The organism is Microcystis sp. 49638_E5 (assembly GCF_021300285.1).
Lineage (GTDB): Bacteria > Cyanobacteriota > Cyanobacteriia > Cyanobacteriales > Microcystaceae > Microcystis > Microcystis aeruginosa_C.
Map to the genome: position 1 here is coordinate 69,114 of NZ_JAJTDH010000029.1, position 18,970 is coordinate 88,083.

The 18,970-nt window shown below is 43.7% G+C and carries 15 protein-coding genes and 1 tRNA gene; 9 read left to right on the forward strand and 7 right to left on the reverse strand.

The genetic code is table 11. The features are described 5' to 3' along the window. Window positions 1-19 precede the first annotated feature (19 nt). From LW728_RS10270 to LW728_RS10285, 4 genes are all read right to left on the reverse strand, one after another. Entirely contained in the window at window positions 20-1,819 is a 1,800-nt protein-coding gene (locus tag LW728_RS10270) for an ABC transporter ATP-binding protein (RefSeq protein ID WP_287668911.1), read from the reverse strand. Between the two features lie 40 nt (window positions 1,820-1,859). Continuing rightward, window positions 1,860-2,936, reverse strand: a complete 1,077-nt coding sequence (locus LW728_RS10275) for a phosphotransacetylase family protein (RefSeq protein ID WP_287766588.1) — start codon at window positions 2,934-2,936, stop codon at window positions 1,860-1,862. Between the two features lie 37 nt (window positions 2,937-2,973). Then, the gene (ebsA, locus tag LW728_RS10280) at window positions 2,974-3,348 is read right to left on the reverse strand and encodes a type IV pilus biogenesis protein EbsA (protein ID WP_271936327.1); all 375 of its coding nucleotides are present in this window, start codon (window positions 3,346-3,348) and stop codon (window positions 2,974-2,976) included. 112 nt (window positions 3,349-3,460) lie between these two features. Beyond that, complete coding sequence (locus LW728_RS10285; RefSeq protein ID WP_287766589.1) at window positions 3,461-4,717, reverse strand: GAF domain-containing sensor histidine kinase; 1,257 nt, start codon at window positions 4,715-4,717, stop codon at window positions 3,461-3,463. A gap of 388 nt (window positions 4,718-5,105) precedes the next feature. Here LW728_RS10285 and LW728_RS10290 point away from each other — a divergent pair, with 388 nt between their 5' ends. Then, window positions 5,106-5,420 (forward strand): DUF3155 domain-containing protein, encoded by a 315-nt coding sequence (locus LW728_RS10290; RefSeq protein ID WP_287766590.1) that lies wholly within the window; start codon window positions 5,106-5,108, stop codon window positions 5,418-5,420. 573 nt (window positions 5,421-5,993) lie between these two features. Continuing rightward, the gene (locus LW728_RS10295; protein ID WP_287691733.1) at window positions 5,994-7,010 is read left to right on the forward strand and encodes a type I glyceraldehyde-3-phosphate dehydrogenase; all 1,017 of its coding nucleotides are present in this window, start codon (window positions 5,994-5,996) and stop codon (window positions 7,008-7,010) included. A 5-nt stretch (window positions 7,011-7,015) separates the two neighbouring features. Here LW728_RS10295 and LW728_RS10300 read toward each other — a convergent pair whose 3' ends face one another. Then, window positions 7,016-7,792 (reverse strand): ABC transporter permease, encoded by a 777-nt coding sequence (locus tag LW728_RS10300; protein ID WP_287668919.1) that lies wholly within the window; start codon window positions 7,790-7,792, stop codon window positions 7,016-7,018. Window positions 7,793-8,020: 228 nt separating this feature from the next. On the opposite strand from LW728_RS10300, the gene LW728_RS10305 reads away from it, so the two are divergent. Continuing rightward, entirely contained in the window at window positions 8,021-9,133 is a 1,113-nt protein-coding gene (locus LW728_RS10305) for a DegT/DnrJ/EryC1/StrS family aminotransferase (RefSeq protein ID WP_287766591.1), read from the forward strand. 305 nt (window positions 9,134-9,438) lie between these two features. Here the strand turns inward: LW728_RS10305 and hflX are convergent, their stop codons facing one another. Next, window positions 9,439-11,142 (reverse strand): GTPase HflX, encoded by a 1,704-nt coding sequence (hflX, locus tag LW728_RS10310; protein WP_287668396.1) that lies wholly within the window; start codon window positions 11,140-11,142, stop codon window positions 9,439-9,441. Window positions 11,143-11,242: 100 nt separating this feature from the next. Here hflX and LW728_RS10315 point away from each other — a divergent pair, with 100 nt between their 5' ends. Next, window positions 11,243-12,163, forward strand: coding sequence for a class II fructose-bisphosphate aldolase (locus tag LW728_RS10315; protein ID WP_287668398.1), 921 nt, complete (start codon window positions 11,243-11,245; stop codon window positions 12,161-12,163). A 167-nt stretch (window positions 12,164-12,330) separates the two neighbouring features. Continuing rightward, complete coding sequence (gene rdgB, locus LW728_RS10320) at window positions 12,331-12,924, forward strand: RdgB/HAM1 family non-canonical purine NTP pyrophosphatase (protein ID WP_004268069.1); 594 nt, start codon at window positions 12,331-12,333, stop codon at window positions 12,922-12,924. On the opposite strand, the gene lipA is transcribed toward rdgB, so the two are convergent. Continuing rightward, the gene (gene lipA / locus LW728_RS10325; protein ID WP_128575114.1) at window positions 12,887-13,792 is read right to left on the reverse strand and encodes a lipoyl synthase; all 906 of its coding nucleotides are present in this window, start codon (window positions 13,790-13,792) and stop codon (window positions 12,887-12,889) included. The genes rdgB and lipA overlap by 38 nt on opposite strands. 71 nt (window positions 13,793-13,863) lie before the next feature. Here lipA and LW728_RS10330 point away from each other — a divergent pair. From LW728_RS10330 to LW728_RS10345, 4 genes are all read left to right on the forward strand, one after another. Continuing rightward, a tRNA-Pro gene (locus tag LW728_RS10330) sits at window positions 13,864-13,937 on the forward strand. A 228-nt stretch (window positions 13,938-14,165) separates the two neighbouring features. Beyond that, window positions 14,166-17,219 carry a type ISP restriction/modification enzyme gene (locus tag LW728_RS10335; protein WP_287766593.1) on the forward strand — a complete coding sequence of 1,018 codons (3,054 nt, stop codon included), beginning with the start codon at window positions 14,166-14,168 and terminating at the stop codon, window positions 17,217-17,219. A gap of 794 nt (window positions 17,220-18,013) precedes the next feature. Next, complete coding sequence (locus tag LW728_RS10340) at window positions 18,014-18,475, forward strand: DUF2996 domain-containing protein (protein WP_287766594.1); 462 nt, start codon at window positions 18,014-18,016, stop codon at window positions 18,473-18,475. A 79-nt stretch (window positions 18,476-18,554) separates the two neighbouring features. Next, window positions 18,555-18,932, forward strand: a complete 378-nt coding sequence (locus LW728_RS10345; protein ID WP_004268065.1) for a DUF3110 domain-containing protein — start codon at window positions 18,555-18,557, stop codon at window positions 18,930-18,932. The last annotated feature ends 38 nt before the right edge of the window (window positions 18,933-18,970 follow it).

Consider the following 18,970-nt stretch of genomic DNA (forward strand, 5'->3'; position numbering starts at 1 on the left):
ATGCTGGAACTTCGGGCTTTTAAACCCAAATTTTCGATAAACTAGCGTAGAGGCCGTCTTTGGTTAATAAATCTTCATGGGTTCCCGATTCGACTAATTCCCCGCGTTTCAGCACAAGAATTCGATCGACATTGCGAATAGTGGAGAGACGATGGGCGATAATAATAGCAGTACGATCGACTAAAATCTGTTCTAAAGCTTCTTGAATTAATACTTCTGTCCCCACGTCTAAACTAGCAGTAGCTTCATCTAAAACTAGAATTTCTGGGTTACGAATAGCGACTCTCGCAAAAGCGAGTAATTGTTTTTGTCCTCCCGACAAATTTGCGCCCCGTTCGCGTAAACGGGTATGATAACCATCGGGTAACTCCTCGATAAAGTGATCGATATTAGTTAATTTAGCCGCTGCCTTCACCTGCTCAAAATCATAATTTTCTCCTAAAGTAATATTGCGAGTAACATCCCCAGCAAAGAGAAAAGTTTCTTGGAGAATGACACCAATATAACGTCTTAATTCCCCTTGGGGAAGATAACGGATATCGATACCATCCACTAGAATTCTGCCCTTACTTGGTTCGTAAAGACGACAGAGAAGACGAATAATCGAACTTTTTCCCGCACCAGTGGGACCGACTAAAGCGACTTTTTCACCCGGATGAATAGTAAAATTGAGACCTTTGATAATATATTCATCAGGTTTATAACCAAACCAAACATTTTCAAAAATAATCTCGCCAGTTTGACATTTTTCTGGAAAAGAAATCTCTTTATAATTGTTAGAATCGGTTATTTCAATGGGAATACTAATTAATTCCCCAATGCGTTCAATAGCAGTAAAACCCGATTGAAACATGGTAAATTTTTCGGCAAACTGACGCAGGGGATTAAAGAGACGTTGGGAGAATAAAATAAAAGCCGATAAAACCCCAAAATCAATGGTTTTCTGGAGAATAAAAATCCCGCCTAACCATAATACTCCTCCCACGGCAATTAATCCGATCCATTCCAACGTAGCTGAGACGGCCGAATCATAAAAAATTGTTTTATCTAGGGAGCGACGATAGTGAGTATTGGTAGCGCGAAACATTTCAGCGTTAAAGCGTTCGCGGCGAAACAATTGAACAATATTAACTCCGACTACATTTTCCTGTAATTGGGCATTAAGTTTTGATAATTCCTCGCGTACTTGATAGTTAGCGATGCGGTATTGTTTTTGAAAAAAGATAATTAAAACAGTGACGGGAAATAACATCAACACCAACAATAGAGCTAATTGCCATTGTAGGGTAAACATGGTGATGATAATAACTAAAATATTGACCAAATCACTGACAACTCCGATCGCCCCACTAGCAAAAACTTCTCCTAATGCTTCCACATCGCTGGTTAAACGAGTGACTAAACGTCCCACGGGAGAGCGATCAAAAAAACTGGAGGAAAGGGAAGTAACATGACTAAATAAATCTTCCCGGACATTAGCAGTAATGGACTGACCGACTTTCTGCACTAGATAACCTTGTGTTGTCCCTAAAATCAGTCGTAAAATAATCGAAGCTGACAGGATAATAATTAAGGTATTAATGGCTGCTGTTAAGGGCATTTGAGCCAAAAAATCCCAAGTTTGTTCCTTTTGCAAAAGGGAGACCGCTTGACCGATAATTAAGGGTTGGATCGCCCCCGTGAGAGATAGGGGAAAAAGAAGTATTAATGAGCAAAATAGCAGGGCTTTTTGCTTTTTTGCGTAGGGAAGTAATCTTAATAATAAGCTCCAGTCATTTTCTTTGACCGGAGGGGACACAGGGGGTGATGATAGACTCATGAAGTGATTTCCAATGAAATTCTCGGCAGCCGGGGAGAAATTACACCCCTATTGTTAACTTTTCTAACAGGCGATCGATCTGGAAATGTTCCTCCATTAATTCTCGAATACAAGCGACTTTTACCTGTTCCTGTAAGCGAATCTTGCCGAAGGCCTGATCGACAATTTCCACGGTGGTGAGAGTATCTAAATTTACCGAGAGAATCGGGACTTCTAAATCCTCGGCCCGGCCCAGAATCAGGGGATCCGGAGAGATGGAACCAGTTAAGATCAAACAAGTGGTAGAAGTTTCTAGGGCAGCTAACTGTAGGTCTGTGCGATCGCCGCCCGTGATCACGGCCATATTTTCCCCCTTGCGAAAATATTCTAAAGCGGCGTTGACATTCATTGCCCCGATCGCTAAACTTTCTACCATCCAATCTAAACGATCGGGCCGACATAATACTTTGGCCCCCAAAAGATGGACAATTTCCCGAACACTAATACTGCGCAGCAGTTTACTAGCGGGTAACAGTCCTAAAACTTCCACACCTTGGCGGGCCAGATAGGGTTTCAGGAGAGATTGTACTTCCTCCCAATCATCTTCCGGGATATCACTAATCACTACCCCCAGCAGCTGATTATTTAATTCCTCTCTTGCTTTCAGCAGACTCTCGGCAATTAGGGGAGAACTATAGCGGGCCACCAATAGGATTGGAGTCTGGAGAATTTTGGCCATCTCCCCCATCGATAACTGAAAAATACTGCCTTCCCAGAGAGTCCCCGGCCCTTCGAGGAGGATAATATCACTGTTAACTCGATCGAGATAACCAGCAAGAATATTGCCGTAGTCCTGTTGATCTACACCTTGTAAACGTTTAGCAACGGAATCCGCATCAGTGTAGATCAGGGGTAAACGCAGCTGCTCCGGGGATAATTCTAATAATTGCCGAATAAATTCTACATCCTCATCGACCAATTGCCCATCGACGTATCCCGGACAATTGCCCACTGGTTTGCCGTAACTTATCTCTAGTCCTTTTTGTCGCAAGAGATGCGCTAAACCGACGACAGTTCCCGATTTACCACTGAGGGGTTCTAGGGAAGAGATAAGTATAGATTTGGCTGATTTGGCCACGATTTGCTCCTTTTAACCCGTAAAATCCCGACTTTTATCATTCAAATTGCAGCAGTTTCCGATAAAATCCCTGCGAAAAGTCGGCCGAACCTAGCTGCTTAAAGGTTTTAATCGCATCGATGAGGTATTCGATCAACTCGGCGTTAATAATCGTCATCTCATAGCTTAGGTCGGCCTGTCCTTCAAATTGTAAACGACAACGGGTCAATTCCGAGGGCAATTTTGATACATACCAAGAGGCCACAAAGGGAATCCCTTCGCTATTTTCTATGTGACGACGACCTTCTAAAGCTCCTCCTTGATACAAAGCGATCGCATAGGGCAAGATACTATGTTTGTCCTTGGCATAGTAGGGCATATATACTAACACATCAGCCTTATTAGCGGGTTCTAATTGTTCGATAGTCGGCATAATTAGTTAATTCTTTGCTTCACGGCCAAGTTAACATTGATACTGATATTTTTCAGAAATTTTAACCGACCACTCCCACCGATTGTCCTGATCGGCAGATTTTACGGCCAGATCATCCCTCTATGCTGAGGTTATCATCGAGTATAACTGGCATACTAACCCGAAAAACCGTGCCAGGATAAAGGGAACTTGTTCCCTCGGGATTAGGACTGATAAATTCAATCGTCCCCCCCATGCTGGTAATTAATTCTTTGGCGATCGCTAACCCCAATCCTGTACCAGGTATATCTCCCCCCGCTTGCACTCCCCGGTAGTGACGTTGAAAAATTCTTTCTTGATCGCTCCTCGCTATACCATAACCCGTGTCTTTAAAAACAATTTCTACACTATTCTTAACATTTTTTACCTCGACGGTAACTTTTCCGCCAGCAGCAGTATATTTGAGGGCATTATCAATTAAATTACTGAATACTTCCCGCAAACCGGGGATATTAGCCCGAATAAGTGGTATGTCTTCCCCGTAAATCCTTTCTAAACTGAGATTTCTCTCTTTGGCTACCGCTTGGGCGGAAAGGAGCAGCGGATCGAGAATATCATGGATATCGATCGGAGTTAGTTGGCTGCTGCCAGCAGGCAAGAGAAAGGCAGTGGGGGAAGATTGCGCTTGCAGGAGAGGAATATCGACAGTGGGGTAATTTTCGCTTTCTTGCTGAATTTGTCCCTCAAATTCGGCAATTAAGTCCCGAACTCGATCGCTTTCCCTCAATATACCGGTAATGGCGGGATCGTTACTTTCTTCGGCTAACAGCCTTTTGAGTAGAAGTTTACCAAAGGTTTTTAACGCGGTGAGGGGATTGCGGATTTGATGGAGAAAGGTATCGAGGCGCTGACGTTGCCATTGTCGATAATAGCGTTCTTCTCCCAATTGGCGATCGAGTACACAGGCTAAAGCGAGGGTTTGGGTGATTTTTTCCATCCGGGTTAATTCCCAGCTTTGCCAAGGTCGTTTTTCTCTGGTTGTCACCAATAATCCGATCATGCCCTCTTCATACATTAAGGGTAAAAACAAGCGATGACCGCTGACGGTCTCCTGATTACTCCAGAGGTGGGATAAATCTTCTAACTTAACCGCAGTTAACAAGTCGGCCGCCGGTTGCCCTGGTTGTAAGGAAAGCCGCTTTGTTTGGGGAGAAGGGGGATTAAAGGGCGGATAAACAACGACTGGAATTAAATCACTCGATAAAGGTTCAGTTAAATAAACCGCACTTCTGTCTGCTTCCATTTGCTCCCGCAAAAGTTCCATCTGTGCCTGACAGAGGGCAATAAAATCATTACTCAGGGGAGTCCGGGAGGGGAAGGAGAAGGGCATACCAAGAAAGTAAAAAGTAAAAAATCAGAAAACCTTGATAAAGCTAGGGTTGCGAGTTTTATTTCCCAGTTTACACGGGAGAGAAGGGCGATTCTCTTGGATCGAGGGCAGCCAGCAAAAAGCAATTAGGACAAGGGTTTGGTCACTATTTTAGAGGTGGATCGCGGTATATATTAAAAAAAGTTTAAGAATAATAAGTTTTGTATCGGGATTTGGGGGAGTGTTTTTGTCAGAAAAACTTAAACATAGTCCCAGTCTAGCTTCCGGTCAAACTTGTCTGTACTTGGCTTTGTGAGAGACACTTGATTTCTTGGTCTAGAAGGGATATAATCGCTACGGCTTTTGTAACTATCATTACAACGATTAGCCAAAACAGGAGGTAATTGGGTTGGCCAGAAAACGGAAACGTAAGAGTCGCCGTCGTCAAGAAGGACGTAAGATACTTGAACTTGTACCCCAGTATAGTATTGAAAGTGGCGAGGATAAACCCGTAACTGCGGCGCGTAAGTATATTCAAGCTATAGGCATTAGCCCACCAGCTTTATTGGTTGTTAAGCGTAACGAGCATACAACCGATCGCTATTTCTGGGCTGAAAAAGGACTGTTTGGAGCGCAATATGTGGAGGAAAACCACTTCCTTTTCCCAAGTTTACGCGACCTGCAGCCCCAGCCCGTCAAAGCACCGGTAGCAGTTGCCAAATAATTCACAAGACTATTAATCGTATCATGGAAAGTGAACTCGTTTACAGAAAAGTAAACGAGTTTTTTTTGAGGATAAGAGGAGCGGGAACCTTTAAGTGATCAGTAATCAGTAAAATGAAAACTCACATCTGATCACCGAAAAGGCGGACAGCTAAAGAGGGAATGGGGTTATGAGAATTTTTTAGCGGTTATTTAGGGTTTGCTGAATAAATCTAAAAACCTTGTTGGGTAAGACTTTTAGACTTTTTGTCAATCAAAAAGTACCAGGTATGGGAGTGATCAGGGGGAAAATCCTTGGACTTTTTCCCTAAAAATTAGGTAATTGGCCACCTCAAAACCGGTAAAACCCCACACCCCACACCCCACACCCCACACCCTGTCCCCACGAAAAACTTTTTCAGCAGACCCTCTTTAAATCGCTGTAATCAATTAAATTTCCTCATTTAAACCCGATAAGATTGGTGAGGTAATAAATTATTTCCGATCAGGATCGCAAAGTTCAACCTTTAAGGTATGATTGGGAACATTAATTATTTTTTTATGTATTGCACTAAAACGTAGAGGGCAAGCAGCAGTGATTAGAGTAGCGATCAATGGTTTCGGACGGATTGGACGTAATTTCCTAAGATGTTGGTTAGGACGGACTGATAGTGGCTTGGAGGTAGTGGGGATCAATGATACATCCGATCCCCGTAGTAACGCTCACCTGCTCAAATATGACTCGATGTTAGGCAAACTTAACGCTAATATCGATGCCGATGATAATTCTTTAATTGTTAACGGTAAGACTATTAAATGTTATTCCGATCGCAATCCCCTCAATCTGCCCTGGGCAGAATGGGGTGTAGATTTAGTGATCGAAGCTACCGGTGTTTTCGTCGATGAAGAGGGCGCTTCTAAGCATATTGTCGCAGGAGCTAAAAAAGTCCTCATTACCGCACCGGGTAAAGGTTCGGGTGTGGGAACCTATGTCGTCGGTGTCAACGCTCACGAATACGAACACGATAAATACAACGTCATCAGTAATGCCAGTTGTACCACCAACTGTCTTGCTCCTGTCGTCAAAGTGATTCACGAAAACTTCGGCATCATCAAAGGGACGATGACCACCACCCACAGTTACACTGGTGATCAACGGATTCTGGATGCTAGTCACCGGGATCTGCGTCGCGCTCGCGCCGCCGCCGTTAACATCGTTCCCACCTCCACCGGCGCCGCTAAAGCTGTAGCCTTAGTTATCCCCGACATGAAAGGGAAACTTAACGGTATCGCTCTGCGGGTACCCACTCCTAACGTTTCTGTGGTGGATTTAGTGGCGCAAGTGGAAAAAAGCACGATCGCGGAACAGGTAAACGAAGTCCTCAAAGAAGCTTCGGAAAATTCTTTGAAAGGAATTCTCGAATATAATGATTTACCTCTCGTTTCCTCTGATTATCGCGGTGTTGATGCCTCCTCGATCATCGATGCTAGTCTCACCATGGTGATGGGTGGCGATATGGTGAAAGTTATCGCTTGGTACGATAACGAATGGGGTTACTCCCAACGGGTGGTTGATCTCGCTGAAGTCGTCGCCAGCAAGTGGAAAGGCTAAATTAGTTAACTGAGCAGTGATAAATTCTCACTGAAAAAGCGCCGATAGATTCCCTCTGTCACCAATTGAGCGGTGATTAGGTTAGCTAGGGCAATCATAAACAGGATCAGTATCTGGTAGGAAGCGGCGTTTAAAGGTTCACTTCCTGCCAATACCTGTCCGGTGAACATTCCGGGTAAACTGACTAAACCCACCACCATCATCTGATTGAGGGTGGGGATTAAACTAGCTCGAATCGCTTCTTTTTGATAAGCTGCGATCGCTTGTTGAGGGGTTGCCCCTAAACAAAGATGGGTTTCGATTTCCAAACGGTGACTTTTAATGGCACTGCTTAATCTTTCCCCGGCTAAAGAGGCACTGTTCATCGCTTGCCCTAACACCATCCCCGTCAAGGGAATCAAGTATTGGGGTGAGTACCATTGTTCTGGTTGAATGATTAAAGCGATCGCATAACCTAAAGTTAGACAGCTACTAATTAATAAAGAGCCGAAAACTAGCGGTAATAGGGCTTTATCCCGGCTATCAATGCGATTTTTAGCAACAATAGTCGCGATAGTCATCATTACTGCCAAAATCCCCAGCACTGCCAGAGGATTATCAAGGGAAAAAATAACGGCGATAACGTAGCCTACCACTAATAATTGCAGGATCGAGCGACCAGTCGCTAATAATAATTGGCCCTCTAGGGCTAAATTTGACCAACGGGAGAGGAGTAAACAAATACCCATCATCCCCAAAGCCCAACCCAAATCCACCAGATTTAGTTCTACTAATCCATCCATAAAAATAAAAGAAACAAATTACAACGATAGTTCATCTATAAATAGCAAGTTTATAATTATTTTTGACCAATTATCAAAAAAATCGGCTCTAAAACCTCGCCTTAAGGCGAAAAGTTTTTGTAAAGGGAATTTATGCCCCGTTACAAAAACTGCCTCCTGCCTCCTGCCTTCGTTATTCCTTCTTTTCGCCGACAAATCCCGATTAGTCTCTAATTTGAGTGAAAGCGCGTGAGTACAATTCCCCCCGTCGATTTATCCCGTCAATACCAAGTCATCAGCGAAGAAGCTAACCATGCCGTTTTAGAAATCCTCCGTTCTGGGCGCTATATTGGTGGCGAAGCTGTGAGCGAATTAGAACGACAATTTGCCCTCTATCATGGTGTTAGCGATTGTGTTGCCTGTAATTCGGGGACCGATGCCCTTTATCTGGCACTACGCGCCCTCGGTATTCAAGCGGGGGATGAAGTAATCACTTCTACTTTTTCGTTTATTGCCACCGCCGAAGCGATTAATTTAGTCGGAGCAGTGCCAGTTTTTGTCGATATCGATATTAATACTTTTAACCTCGATGTGGCACTGTTGGAAAAAGCGCTTACTCCCCAAACTAAGGCGATTATCCCCGTACACCTTTTTGGGCAATCTGTCAATATGTCTGAGGTGGTAAATTTCGCTCGTTCCCATAATTTATTGGTGATTGAGGATTGCGCTCAGGCAACGGGAGCAGAATGGCATGGGCAGAAAGTGGGGAGTATCGGCGATATTGGCTGTTTTAGCTTCTTTCCCACCAAAAATTTAGGCGGTTGTGGCGATGGTGGCGCAATTACCACCAATAACCCCGAGTTAGCGGCACAAATTCGCATGATTAAAGAACACGGCAGCAAGGTGCGTTATCTCCATGAGGTAATTGGGGTGAATAGCCGCTTAGATGCCATTCAAGCGGTTATTTTGCAAATTAAGCTGAAATATCTCGATTTTTGGAATAATCAACGGATCGAGATTGCCCAACGTTATCGGGAATTACTGCAACCTTTGCCTAATATCACTTTACCCGCCGCTTTAGCCGGGGGTAAGCACGTTTGGAATCAGTACACAATCCTAACGGAAAATCGTGACCAAATGCGGGCGGCTTTGCAGGAAAAAGATGTCCTATCGATGGTGTATTATCCGATTCCCCTACATTTACAGCCGGTTTATCAGTATTTAGGCTATAAAAAAGGTGATTTACCCATGGCTGAATTGGCCAGTGAAAAAGTGTTATCTTTGCCTATGTTCCCCGATTTAAGCTGCGAGGAACAACAACAGGTAGCCTACGCGCTAAAAGATTGTTTGCATAGTTCCTGAGTTATCAGTGGGAATTATGAATTATGAATTATGAATTAGGAAGTGGGAAGAATAAACAAAAATAATCTCCTGACGACCGACTCCTGACGACCGGCTACTGACTCCTAACCCCACCAACAGACTTATTCAGCCAACCCTACTTAAGGTCTGCTGAATAAATCTAAAAACCTTGCTGGATAAGACTTTTAGCCTTTTTTGAAATCCAAAAGTACCAGATATGGGAGTGATCAGGGGGAAATTCAGCTACTTTTTCCCTGAACACCCTACACCCTGCCCCTAGGAAAAACTTTTTCAGCAGACCCTACTTAAGCGGTTAAATCGATTAACTTTTGTTTTAAAGTTTCCAATCCTAGCCGACGAATAGCCGAGATAAAAACAGCTTGGGGATATTTTTCCTTAGCTATTTCCAAATCCTCGCTTTTTACCTGATCCAACTTATTAAACACCATTAACATTGGACCGGTTTGAATCGGCATCTCCGAGAGGATTTTTAATACCGAGGCAATCTGACTTTCCCAAGCTGGATGGGACAGATCCACCAGATGGAGTAATGCGTCTGCTTCCGTTACTTCCTCCAAAGTTGCCCGAAAAGCATCCACCAGCGAGGGGGGTAATTCGTGGATAAAACCCACCGTATCAGTTAGTAAGAGGGGGTGAGATGTTTGGGTAAGGGGATCGGTAATAGTTAAGCGTCGGGTAGTGGGATCAAGGGTAGCAAACAGTTGATCGGCGGTATAAACTTCGGCAGCGGTGAGAGCATTAATTAAAGTAGATTTTCCCGCATTGGTGTAACCGACGATCGCCACACTGGCTACCTCTTGTTTTTGCCGTTGTTTGCGTAAACGGGAACGATGAGCTTGCAGCTGATCCACCTCATCCTGGAGACGGGATAAACGACGTTGAATAGTTCGGCGTTCTGTTTCTAATTTTGTCTCCCCCGGTCCGCGAGTGCCAATTCCTCCCCCTAATCTCGACATGGCTAATCCGCGCCCGGTGAGACGGGGTAAAGTGTATTCTAATTGGGCTAATTCTACCTGTAGTTTACCCGCTTGGGATTGGGCCCGTTGGGCGAAAATGTCCAGGATCACCTCGGTGCGATCGACCACTCTCACCCCGATTTGGTTCTCTAGATTGCGAATTTGGGCGGGAGAAAGATCCCGATTGAATACAACTAAATTAGCCCCCGAAGTTTGCACCTGTAGGGCGATTTCTGCCACTTTTCCCGAACCGATCACTGTTTGAGGATGGGGATGATCCCGTTTTTGTCGGGTGACTTGCAAAACTTTGCCCCCGGCGGTATCAACTAAACGTTCTAATTCGCTTAAACCGTCCTCGAACTGGCGATCGCTCATATTGTCGGTCATTAAACCAACCAATAGCACCCGATCTTCGGCTGTATCAACGGTTATAGCGGTAAATTCGCGCTGAAACTCCGCCTCTAGTCCTTCCACTAACTCTAAAAAGTCCTGTTTGCTTAAATCCTCTAGATTTAAGGGCGGGGAGACAGACCAGTATATATTACTATTGACATTTGTTTGACTTTGTGGTATGAGATGCGCCAGATAGACCTGCTCCACATAACCAGTCGCCCCACCACCGCGACGGATCATGCCTGTGCCGGTTAGGGTTAAGATCACCAGTGCGTCTAATCTTTGCAGAGCCATGGCGGTTAAACTGGATTCTTTTGGCGGTTCCTGCTTGAGTTCCGTGGCGATACAACGAATTCCGCAAAGACGTTCGGAACCGTAGCGGGGTAGTTCCAAGAGGGAAAATTGGGTTTGTCGGGGGGTTCCCACTCCCACACGAATTACCTGGCCGCGACGGTTGATATAGGTGCAGAGGGGTTGATGAATATCGGTACTGATGGCCGCCAGTCTTTGGGCGAATTCTGGGGTGGTGAGAGTATCGATAGGCAAGCGTTCATGGTACAGCCTTTGTAGCTGTTTCATCTGACTGGCTTTTAGTCCCTGGGTATTGCCGAAGATGGTATCGATAGGCTTTCCTCGCAATTAGGATTTTATCTATATATTGTAGCGATTTTGACCATGGCTGCCCTTTTATTTGTCCTCTAGAAGCCAGCCCTAATTAGGGTAAAATTGGGCAGTATCAATGGTTATTTTCCATATTATGCTCGCTTCTACTCAGGAACTCCTCGAAACCGCTCGCAAAAATATCTATGCGATCGGAGCTTTTAATGTTTATAACCTAGAAGGGGTCAAAGCGGTGATTAGTGCCGCCGAGGATTGCCGTAGTCCCGCTATGTTGCAAATTCACCCCAGCGCTTTGCGTTATGGCAGTTCCACCCTCGTCGCTCTCTGTTTAGAGGCCGCTCGCTCGGCCAAGGTTCCTATCTCGGTCCATCTTGACCATAGCACTAAAGCCAGCGATATCTACGAGGCCCTAGAAGCGGGGATGACCTCAATTATGGCCGATGGCTCTCATCTTCCCTACCAAGATAATCTCGCTTTTACCAAAGAAATGACTCGTTTAGCTCACGAATACGGGGCTGTGGTGGAGGCAGAAATCGGCCGAATTAGCGGCACTGAGGACGGGTTAACTATTGCCGAAAAAGAGGCTAAAATGACAGATCCAGAGCAAGCAGTGCAATTTGTGCAGGCAACGGGAGTGGATTCTCTGGCCGTAACTATCGGTAATGTCCATGGCGAGTACAAAAGTCCGCCCCGTCTCGATTTCGATCGCCTGGCCCGGATTCGACAACTTCTGTCTATTCCCCTAGTTTTACACGGTGCTTCCGGTTTACCCCCAGAAATGATCGGGCGATCGATCCAGTTAGGAGTCTGCAAATTTAATGTTAATACAGAAGTGCGTCAAGCCTATATGCAGTCCCTGAAACGGGAAATTTGTGGGCCAGAGGATAAGGATTTATTAGAGATCGCAGGAGAGGCAATTTCCGCGATGAAATCGGTAATTATCGACAAATTAACCCTTTTTGGTGCTGTCAATAAGGCCCATCTCCACGAAACTCCCTACGCTCAAATGTTAGCGGGATTATCGGGGGTTAGGGACTAGGAATTATAAATTATGAATTATGAATTATGAATTGGGGAGAAGAGAGAAGGGAGAAGGGAGAATAAATAAAAATAATCTCCTGTCTCCTGAATACTGACTCCTGAAGTCTGACTCTCGACGACCGGCTCCTGACGGTTAAAATAACTGATCACTGAGATAAAATGCCGATGAAAAAATTAATTCTAGCCACGAGTAATCCGGGTAAATTGGCAGAGATAGGGGAATACTTAACTGATATCGACCTAGAATTGCAGTTAAAACCCGATGATTTAGAGATAGAGGAAACCGGGGCGACTTTTGCTGAAAATGCCTATTTAAAAGCTGCTCAAATTGCCCTAACTTTGGGAGAATGGTCGATCGCCGATGATTCGGGATTGGAAGTAACCGGGTTAGGAAATGCCCCGGGGATTTACTCGGCCCGCTATGGTAAAAATGATCGAGAAAGAATCGATCGCCTCGTCAGAGAATTAGGGGATAATCAGGATCGATCGGCCCGTTTTGTCTGTGTAATTGCGATCGCACGTCCCGATGGTGAGATTGCCTTGAGCGCCACAGGAATCTGCACGGGAGAAATTCTCACCAGTCCTAGGGGTAAAGGTGGTTTTGGTTACGATCCGATTTTTTATGTCCCCGAATACGCTTTAACCTTTGCGGAAATGTCTCCCGAATTAAAAAGAAAAATTAGCCACCGAGGACGAGCTTTTGAGCAATTGCTGCCCCATCTCAAGACTCTCGCGGGTACAAATTCATTAAGGCTCTGACTTGTTCAGCATGATAAGAGCTTCTTGTCAAGGGACTCGCAACAATTTGTAAAAATCCCAGAGATTCCCCATATTCGCGCCAAGCTTGGAACTGTTCGGGGGTGATAAATTCCTGTACACCGAGATGTTTTGGCGATGGTTGCAGATACTGCCCGATGGTGAGAATATCACAATCAACGGCCCGTAAATCGCCCATCACTTGCCGCACTTCCTCGTCGGTTTCCCCCAATCCCACCATAATGCCCGATTTTGTGTAGGTAGCGGGAACAATGGCGCGAGCGCGCTGCAATAATTCTAGAGAACGCTGGTAATCACCCTGGGGACGCACACGACGGTAGAGACGGGGAACAGTTTCGGTATTGTGGTTTAAAACTTCAGGTTTAGCGGCAAGAATTAAAGCTAAAGCCTGCCAATTGCCGCAAAGATCGGGAATCAGCACTTCGATGGTGGTTTTTGGGGAAATGCGGCGAATTTCCTCGATACAACGGACAAATTGACTAGCACCCCCATCAGCCAAATCATCGCGATTGACAGAAGTGATCACTACATGATTAAGATCAAGACGTTGCACGGCTGCCGCTAGTCGCAGGGGTTCCGTGGAGTCTAAAGGTTGGGGTTTTTTCTCAAAATCTATATCACAGTAAGGACAGGCGCGAGTGCAAGCAGGACCCATAATTAAAAAGGTAGCCGTCCCCGCGTGGAAACATTCGCCGATATTGGGACAGGAAGCCTCCTCACAAACGGTATTTAAGCCTAAATCGCGTAAAACTTCCTTAACACTGCCGACTCGCTGCCATTGCGGTGCTTTTACCCGTAACCACTCTGGTTTTACCGTCACGCCTGAACTACTCCGATAATTTTTGCCTATATCTGTAATATCCTAGCAAGTCTCGACCCACTCAAGGCAGAATATGCTATGATGATTTAGCTAAAAACTTTCGGGATGTAGCGCAGCTTGGTAGCGCACTTCGTTCGGGACGAAGGGGCCGCAGGTTCGAATCCTGTCATCCCGATTAAAGACAATCAAGGGGAGAGGCACAATCGACTCTCTTGGGTTTGCTGGGTAAAATGTATTCTAGGATATAGTCCTGCTGGCGAGGGAGTGGAAAAAACCACAGAGACACAGAGGACACAAAGATCGATCGCTCCTATATGGGTTAAACTGATCACACCAAGAATAAGAGAGTCCAAAATCTATCTTCTATTTGATTATAACTACTTAATTTACCTCCTCTAAGCCCATGTCTAGATTATTAATCAGCCAGTATCAGGCGGAAGTTGAGAAGATTGTCCAATATGGCGGCAGTCGCAAGGAAACTTCGATTAGAGTCGCTTTTCAGAATTTGTTAAATGACTATTGCAAGGCGCGGGATTTTTTGTTAATTCCGGAGTTGGATTATCGCACTAAATCGGGAAAAGTTGTCTATCCTGACGGGACGGTAAAGGATGCTTTACGGTTAGATTGGGGATATTGGGAAAGTAAGGATCAATACGATAATTTAGACGAAGAAATTGAGAAAAAGTTAGCGAAAGGCTACCCTAATGACAATATTTTATTTGAAGACTCCCAGACGGCGGTTTTAATTCAAGGAGGAGAAGAAAGACTGCGCGTCTCCATGCGCGATGATGAGGCTTTGGATGGGATTATTAATGCTTTTATTAATTATGTACGTCCAGAAGTTAACGATTTTCGAGAGGCGATTGATAGTTTTAAGGAAGATTTACCAACAATTTTAGAAGCGTTGCGGGGTTTAATTGCGTTGCAGTCGGAGACGAATCGGAATTTTGTGACAGCGCGGGACAAATTTTTAGAGATTTGTCGCAAGTCAATCAATCCAGAAATTAGTCTGGAAGATGTGCGAGAGATGATTATTCAGCATATTCTGACAGAGGATATTTTTATCAATATTTTTAATGAGTCCCAATTTCACCGGGAAAATAATATCGCTAGGGAATTACAGGGAGTGATTGAAACTTTCTTTACTGGTAATACCAAGCGCAATACTTTAGGGACAATTGAACGTTATTATGCGGTAATTCGGCGGACAGCGGCGAATATTTATAACCACCACGAGAAGCAGAAGTTTCTCAAGGCGATTTATGAGAATTTTTATAAAGCATACAATCCGAAAGCGGCGGACCGGTTGGGAATTGTCTATACACCCAATGAAATTGTCCGTTTTATGATTGAAAGTGTCGATTATTTAGTCCACAAGCATTTTGGTAAGTTGTTGGCGGATCCAGGAGTAGAAATTTTAGATCCGGCGACGGGGACAGGAACTTTTGTAACGGAGTTGATTGAGTATTTACCGAAGGATAAGTTACGGTACAAGTATAAGCATGAGATGCACTGTAATGAGGTGGCAATTCTGCCTTATTATATTGCTAATTTGAATATTGAGTTCACCTACAAGCAGAAGATGGGTGAGTATGAGGAGTTTGAGCATATCTGTTTTGTGGATACCCTGGACCATGCTGCTTTTCATCTCAAGCAGATGGATTTGTTTGCCATGTCGGTGGAGAATACCCAACGGATTCAAAATCAAAATGACCGCAATATTTCTGTAATTATTGGTAATCCTCCTTATAATGCTAATCAGCAAAATGAGAATGACAATAATAAAAATCGGAAGTATCCTGCTATTGATAAGCGCATTAAGGATACTTACATCGAAGAGAGTACAGCGCAGAAGACAAAGCTATATGATATGTATTCTCGCTTCTTTCGTTGGGCTACAGATAGGTTAGGTGAAAATGGTATAATAGCTTTTATTACTAACTCTTCTTTCTTGGATGGTCGCTCCTTTGATGGATTTAGAAAATGTATTGAAGAAGAATTTACTTGCGCTTATTTTATAGATTTAGGTGGTAATGTCAGAAAAATTTCTGGTAGAGATGGTATTTTCATTGGTGAAAAACACACAATTTTTGGTGCTGCTGCTATGACAGGTATTGTGATAAGTTTTTTGATTAAAGACAATCATAATAATCGAAATAAGCTTTCTTATGCGAATCCTTTTGATGTTCATGAATTGCGACAAAATAAACTTAATTATCTGCAAGTAAATGATTTCAAAGATATTCACTTTGAGCATATCATACCAGACAAAAAACATAATTGGATTGAACAATCAGATAATGATTTTAATAGCTTAATACCTGTAGTTGATAAAGATACTAAGCTGTCCAAAGATCAAATTCATGAAGTAGCAATATTTAAGTTGTACACAAATGGAATAAAGAGTAATAGAGATGAATGGGTATATGATTTCAATTCACAGCAACTTGAGAGCAAGATAAGTTATTTTATCGATATTTATAATTCAGATATTTTTAAATACGCAGAAACGTCTTTGTTTTCCAATATAAATATTGATGAAATGGTAAATCTTAATATTAAATGGAGTCGAGATTTAAAGAAGCACTTAATCGCTAGGCATAGCATTACTTTTGACAGAGCAAAAATTATATTTTCTCTCTTTCGCCCTTTTATAAAGCAATTATTTTACAGCGATTTTATACTCAATGATGTTCTAACTAACTATCATGCAGAATTGTTTGGGAAAGGATTTGATTATAGTAATAGTGTTATTTATTTTTCAGGTACTCCGCTTTCTAAACCTTTTCAAGTTTTAACCTCTAATTGTCCGGTTGATTATCATTTCATTGGTGATACACTTTGTCTCCCCCTCTACCGCTACGACAAAGAAGGAAACCGTATCGATAATATCACCGATTGGGGATTGCAGCAATTCCAAAAACATTACAACGATAAAACCATCACCAAACTCGATATCTTCCACTACACTTATGCAGTCCTCCACTACCCGGAATATCGCAGTAAATACGAATTAAATCTTAAGCGAGAATTTCCCCGGCTTCCCTTTTATGATAACTTCTCTCAATGGGTAGAATGGGGAAGCAAACTAATGGAATTACATATCAACTATGAAACCGTCGCACCCTACCCACTAACCCGCATTGATACTAATAATAACCTCAAACCGAAACCTAAACTAAAAGCTGACCGAGAAAAAAATTCTATCAACCTCGATGATGTCACTTTCCTACAAGATATTCCCAAAATTGCCTGGGAATATAAACTCGGTAATCGTTCGGCCCTAGAATGGATTTTAGATCAATATAAGGAAAAGAAACCCAAAGATCAAACCATCGCCGAAAGATTTAATAACTATCGCTTTGCCGATTATAAAGAAACAGTAATTGACTTACTACAAAGAGTCTGTACTGTCAGCGTCGAAACCATGAAAATAATAGAAGCGATGAGACATTAAAAAGATTGCTTCTGGGAAATTTTATTCTACACCCTGCCTCCAGTAAAAACTTTTTCAGTAAACCCTAAGTAGCTGGTTATAATTAAATTAAAAATGGATTTTAGGTTTGATCCCCCCTGCCCCCCTTGATAAGGGGGGTTGATTCGTAGGGTTGAATGGATTTTAGGTTTGATCCCCCCTGCCCCCCTTGATAAGGGGGGTTGATTACTAGGGTTGATTACTAGGGTTGATTCGTAGGGTTGAATGGATTTTAGGTTTGATCCCCCCTGCCCCCCTTGATAAGGGGGGTTGATTCCTAGGGTTGATTCGTAGGGTTGAATGGATTTTAGGTTTGATCCCCCCTGCCCCCCTTGATAAGGGGGGTTGATTCGTAGGGTTGATTCGTAGGGTTGAATGGATTTTAGGTTTGATCCCCCCTGCCCCCCTTGATAAGGGGGGTTGATTCGTAGGGTTGATTCCTAGGGTTGATTCGTAGGGTTGAATGGATTTTAGGTTTGATCCCCCCTGCCCCCCTTGATAAGGGGGGTTGATTCGTAGGGTTGATTCGTAGGGTTGATTCGTAGGGTTGATTCGTAGGGTTGATTCGTAGGGTTGATTCATGAATCAACCCTACTACCTTGATATAGAGGTTTTCATTACCCTGTCCAGTTATACTTCATCTTTATGAGAAATGCCCTCACCAGAAAAGTGGCTAATCAATGGGGTAAATAAAAGCTGATAGCTAAAAAAACTGATAACCGATAACCCGGGAGAAAATATAATTGTAGCTACCTACCCATTCCAGATTAATTCCTATGGCAGAAGAAACCACCACCCCCGCAACTCCGGCAGCAGCAGCAGAAAAACCGGCTCAACCTGCGGCTGCTAAAAAACCCAAGGAGCCTACCGTCGAGGAAAAACCCTTTGCTGAATTTATCGAGCAGCATTTTCAACCCGCACTGGCGGCAGCCTTGCAAAAGCTGGGTATAACTGATATAAAACTGTCCTTTAAACAGGATAAAATTGCCGTGCAGGGCTTTTCTAGCTCTCCCTGTTGGCAGTTAACCGGCAATTGGCTCGGGGGAATGCGTCAATTTAGCATTTATTTTTTGGAAGAAAACATCAACGGTAAAAAAGCTTTTTCCCAGGCTGAGGGCGGCGCTCAACCTAGTACACTTGAATCATTTATGATCGATGAAAGGAAAGTTAGTCTCGATTTACTGTTGTTTTACACCCTGCAACGGCTTAACGGTCAAAAGTGGTTGACGAGAAACTAAAATTACTGAGGATTAGCGATCGAGAAGGGGGGTAAAATGAGTATAGATGACCACTGCTTATCGATCGCTAATAGTAATTATGCGTGTATTTGTACTACTTTTTAACGCAGGCACAGAAAACGAAGGTATCCACACCATTCAAATGGGAGCTATCAATAAGGTGTTGATGTTTGAATCGGAAGATGATGCCACCCGTTATGCGCTGCTGTTAGAGGCGCAGGATTTTCCGACTCCCACGGTAGAGAAAATTGATTCGGAGGAAGTGGCAGAATTTTGTCGCGATGCTGGCTATCAAGCGGAGATGATTGAAGCGGGTATGTTGGTAATTCCCCCCGAAAGCAATGCCTCCGAGTTGGATTGGCGAAAAGAGGAAGTCCCCCCCGCCGAAGAAGAGTTTTCCGAGATTCCCGATGCGGAGTTGGACAGCATCCGTCGTCGTCTAGAAGGACTTTTGTAATAAACCTCTGGTAAAGAAAATTGTCCTGCTTGGTTCGG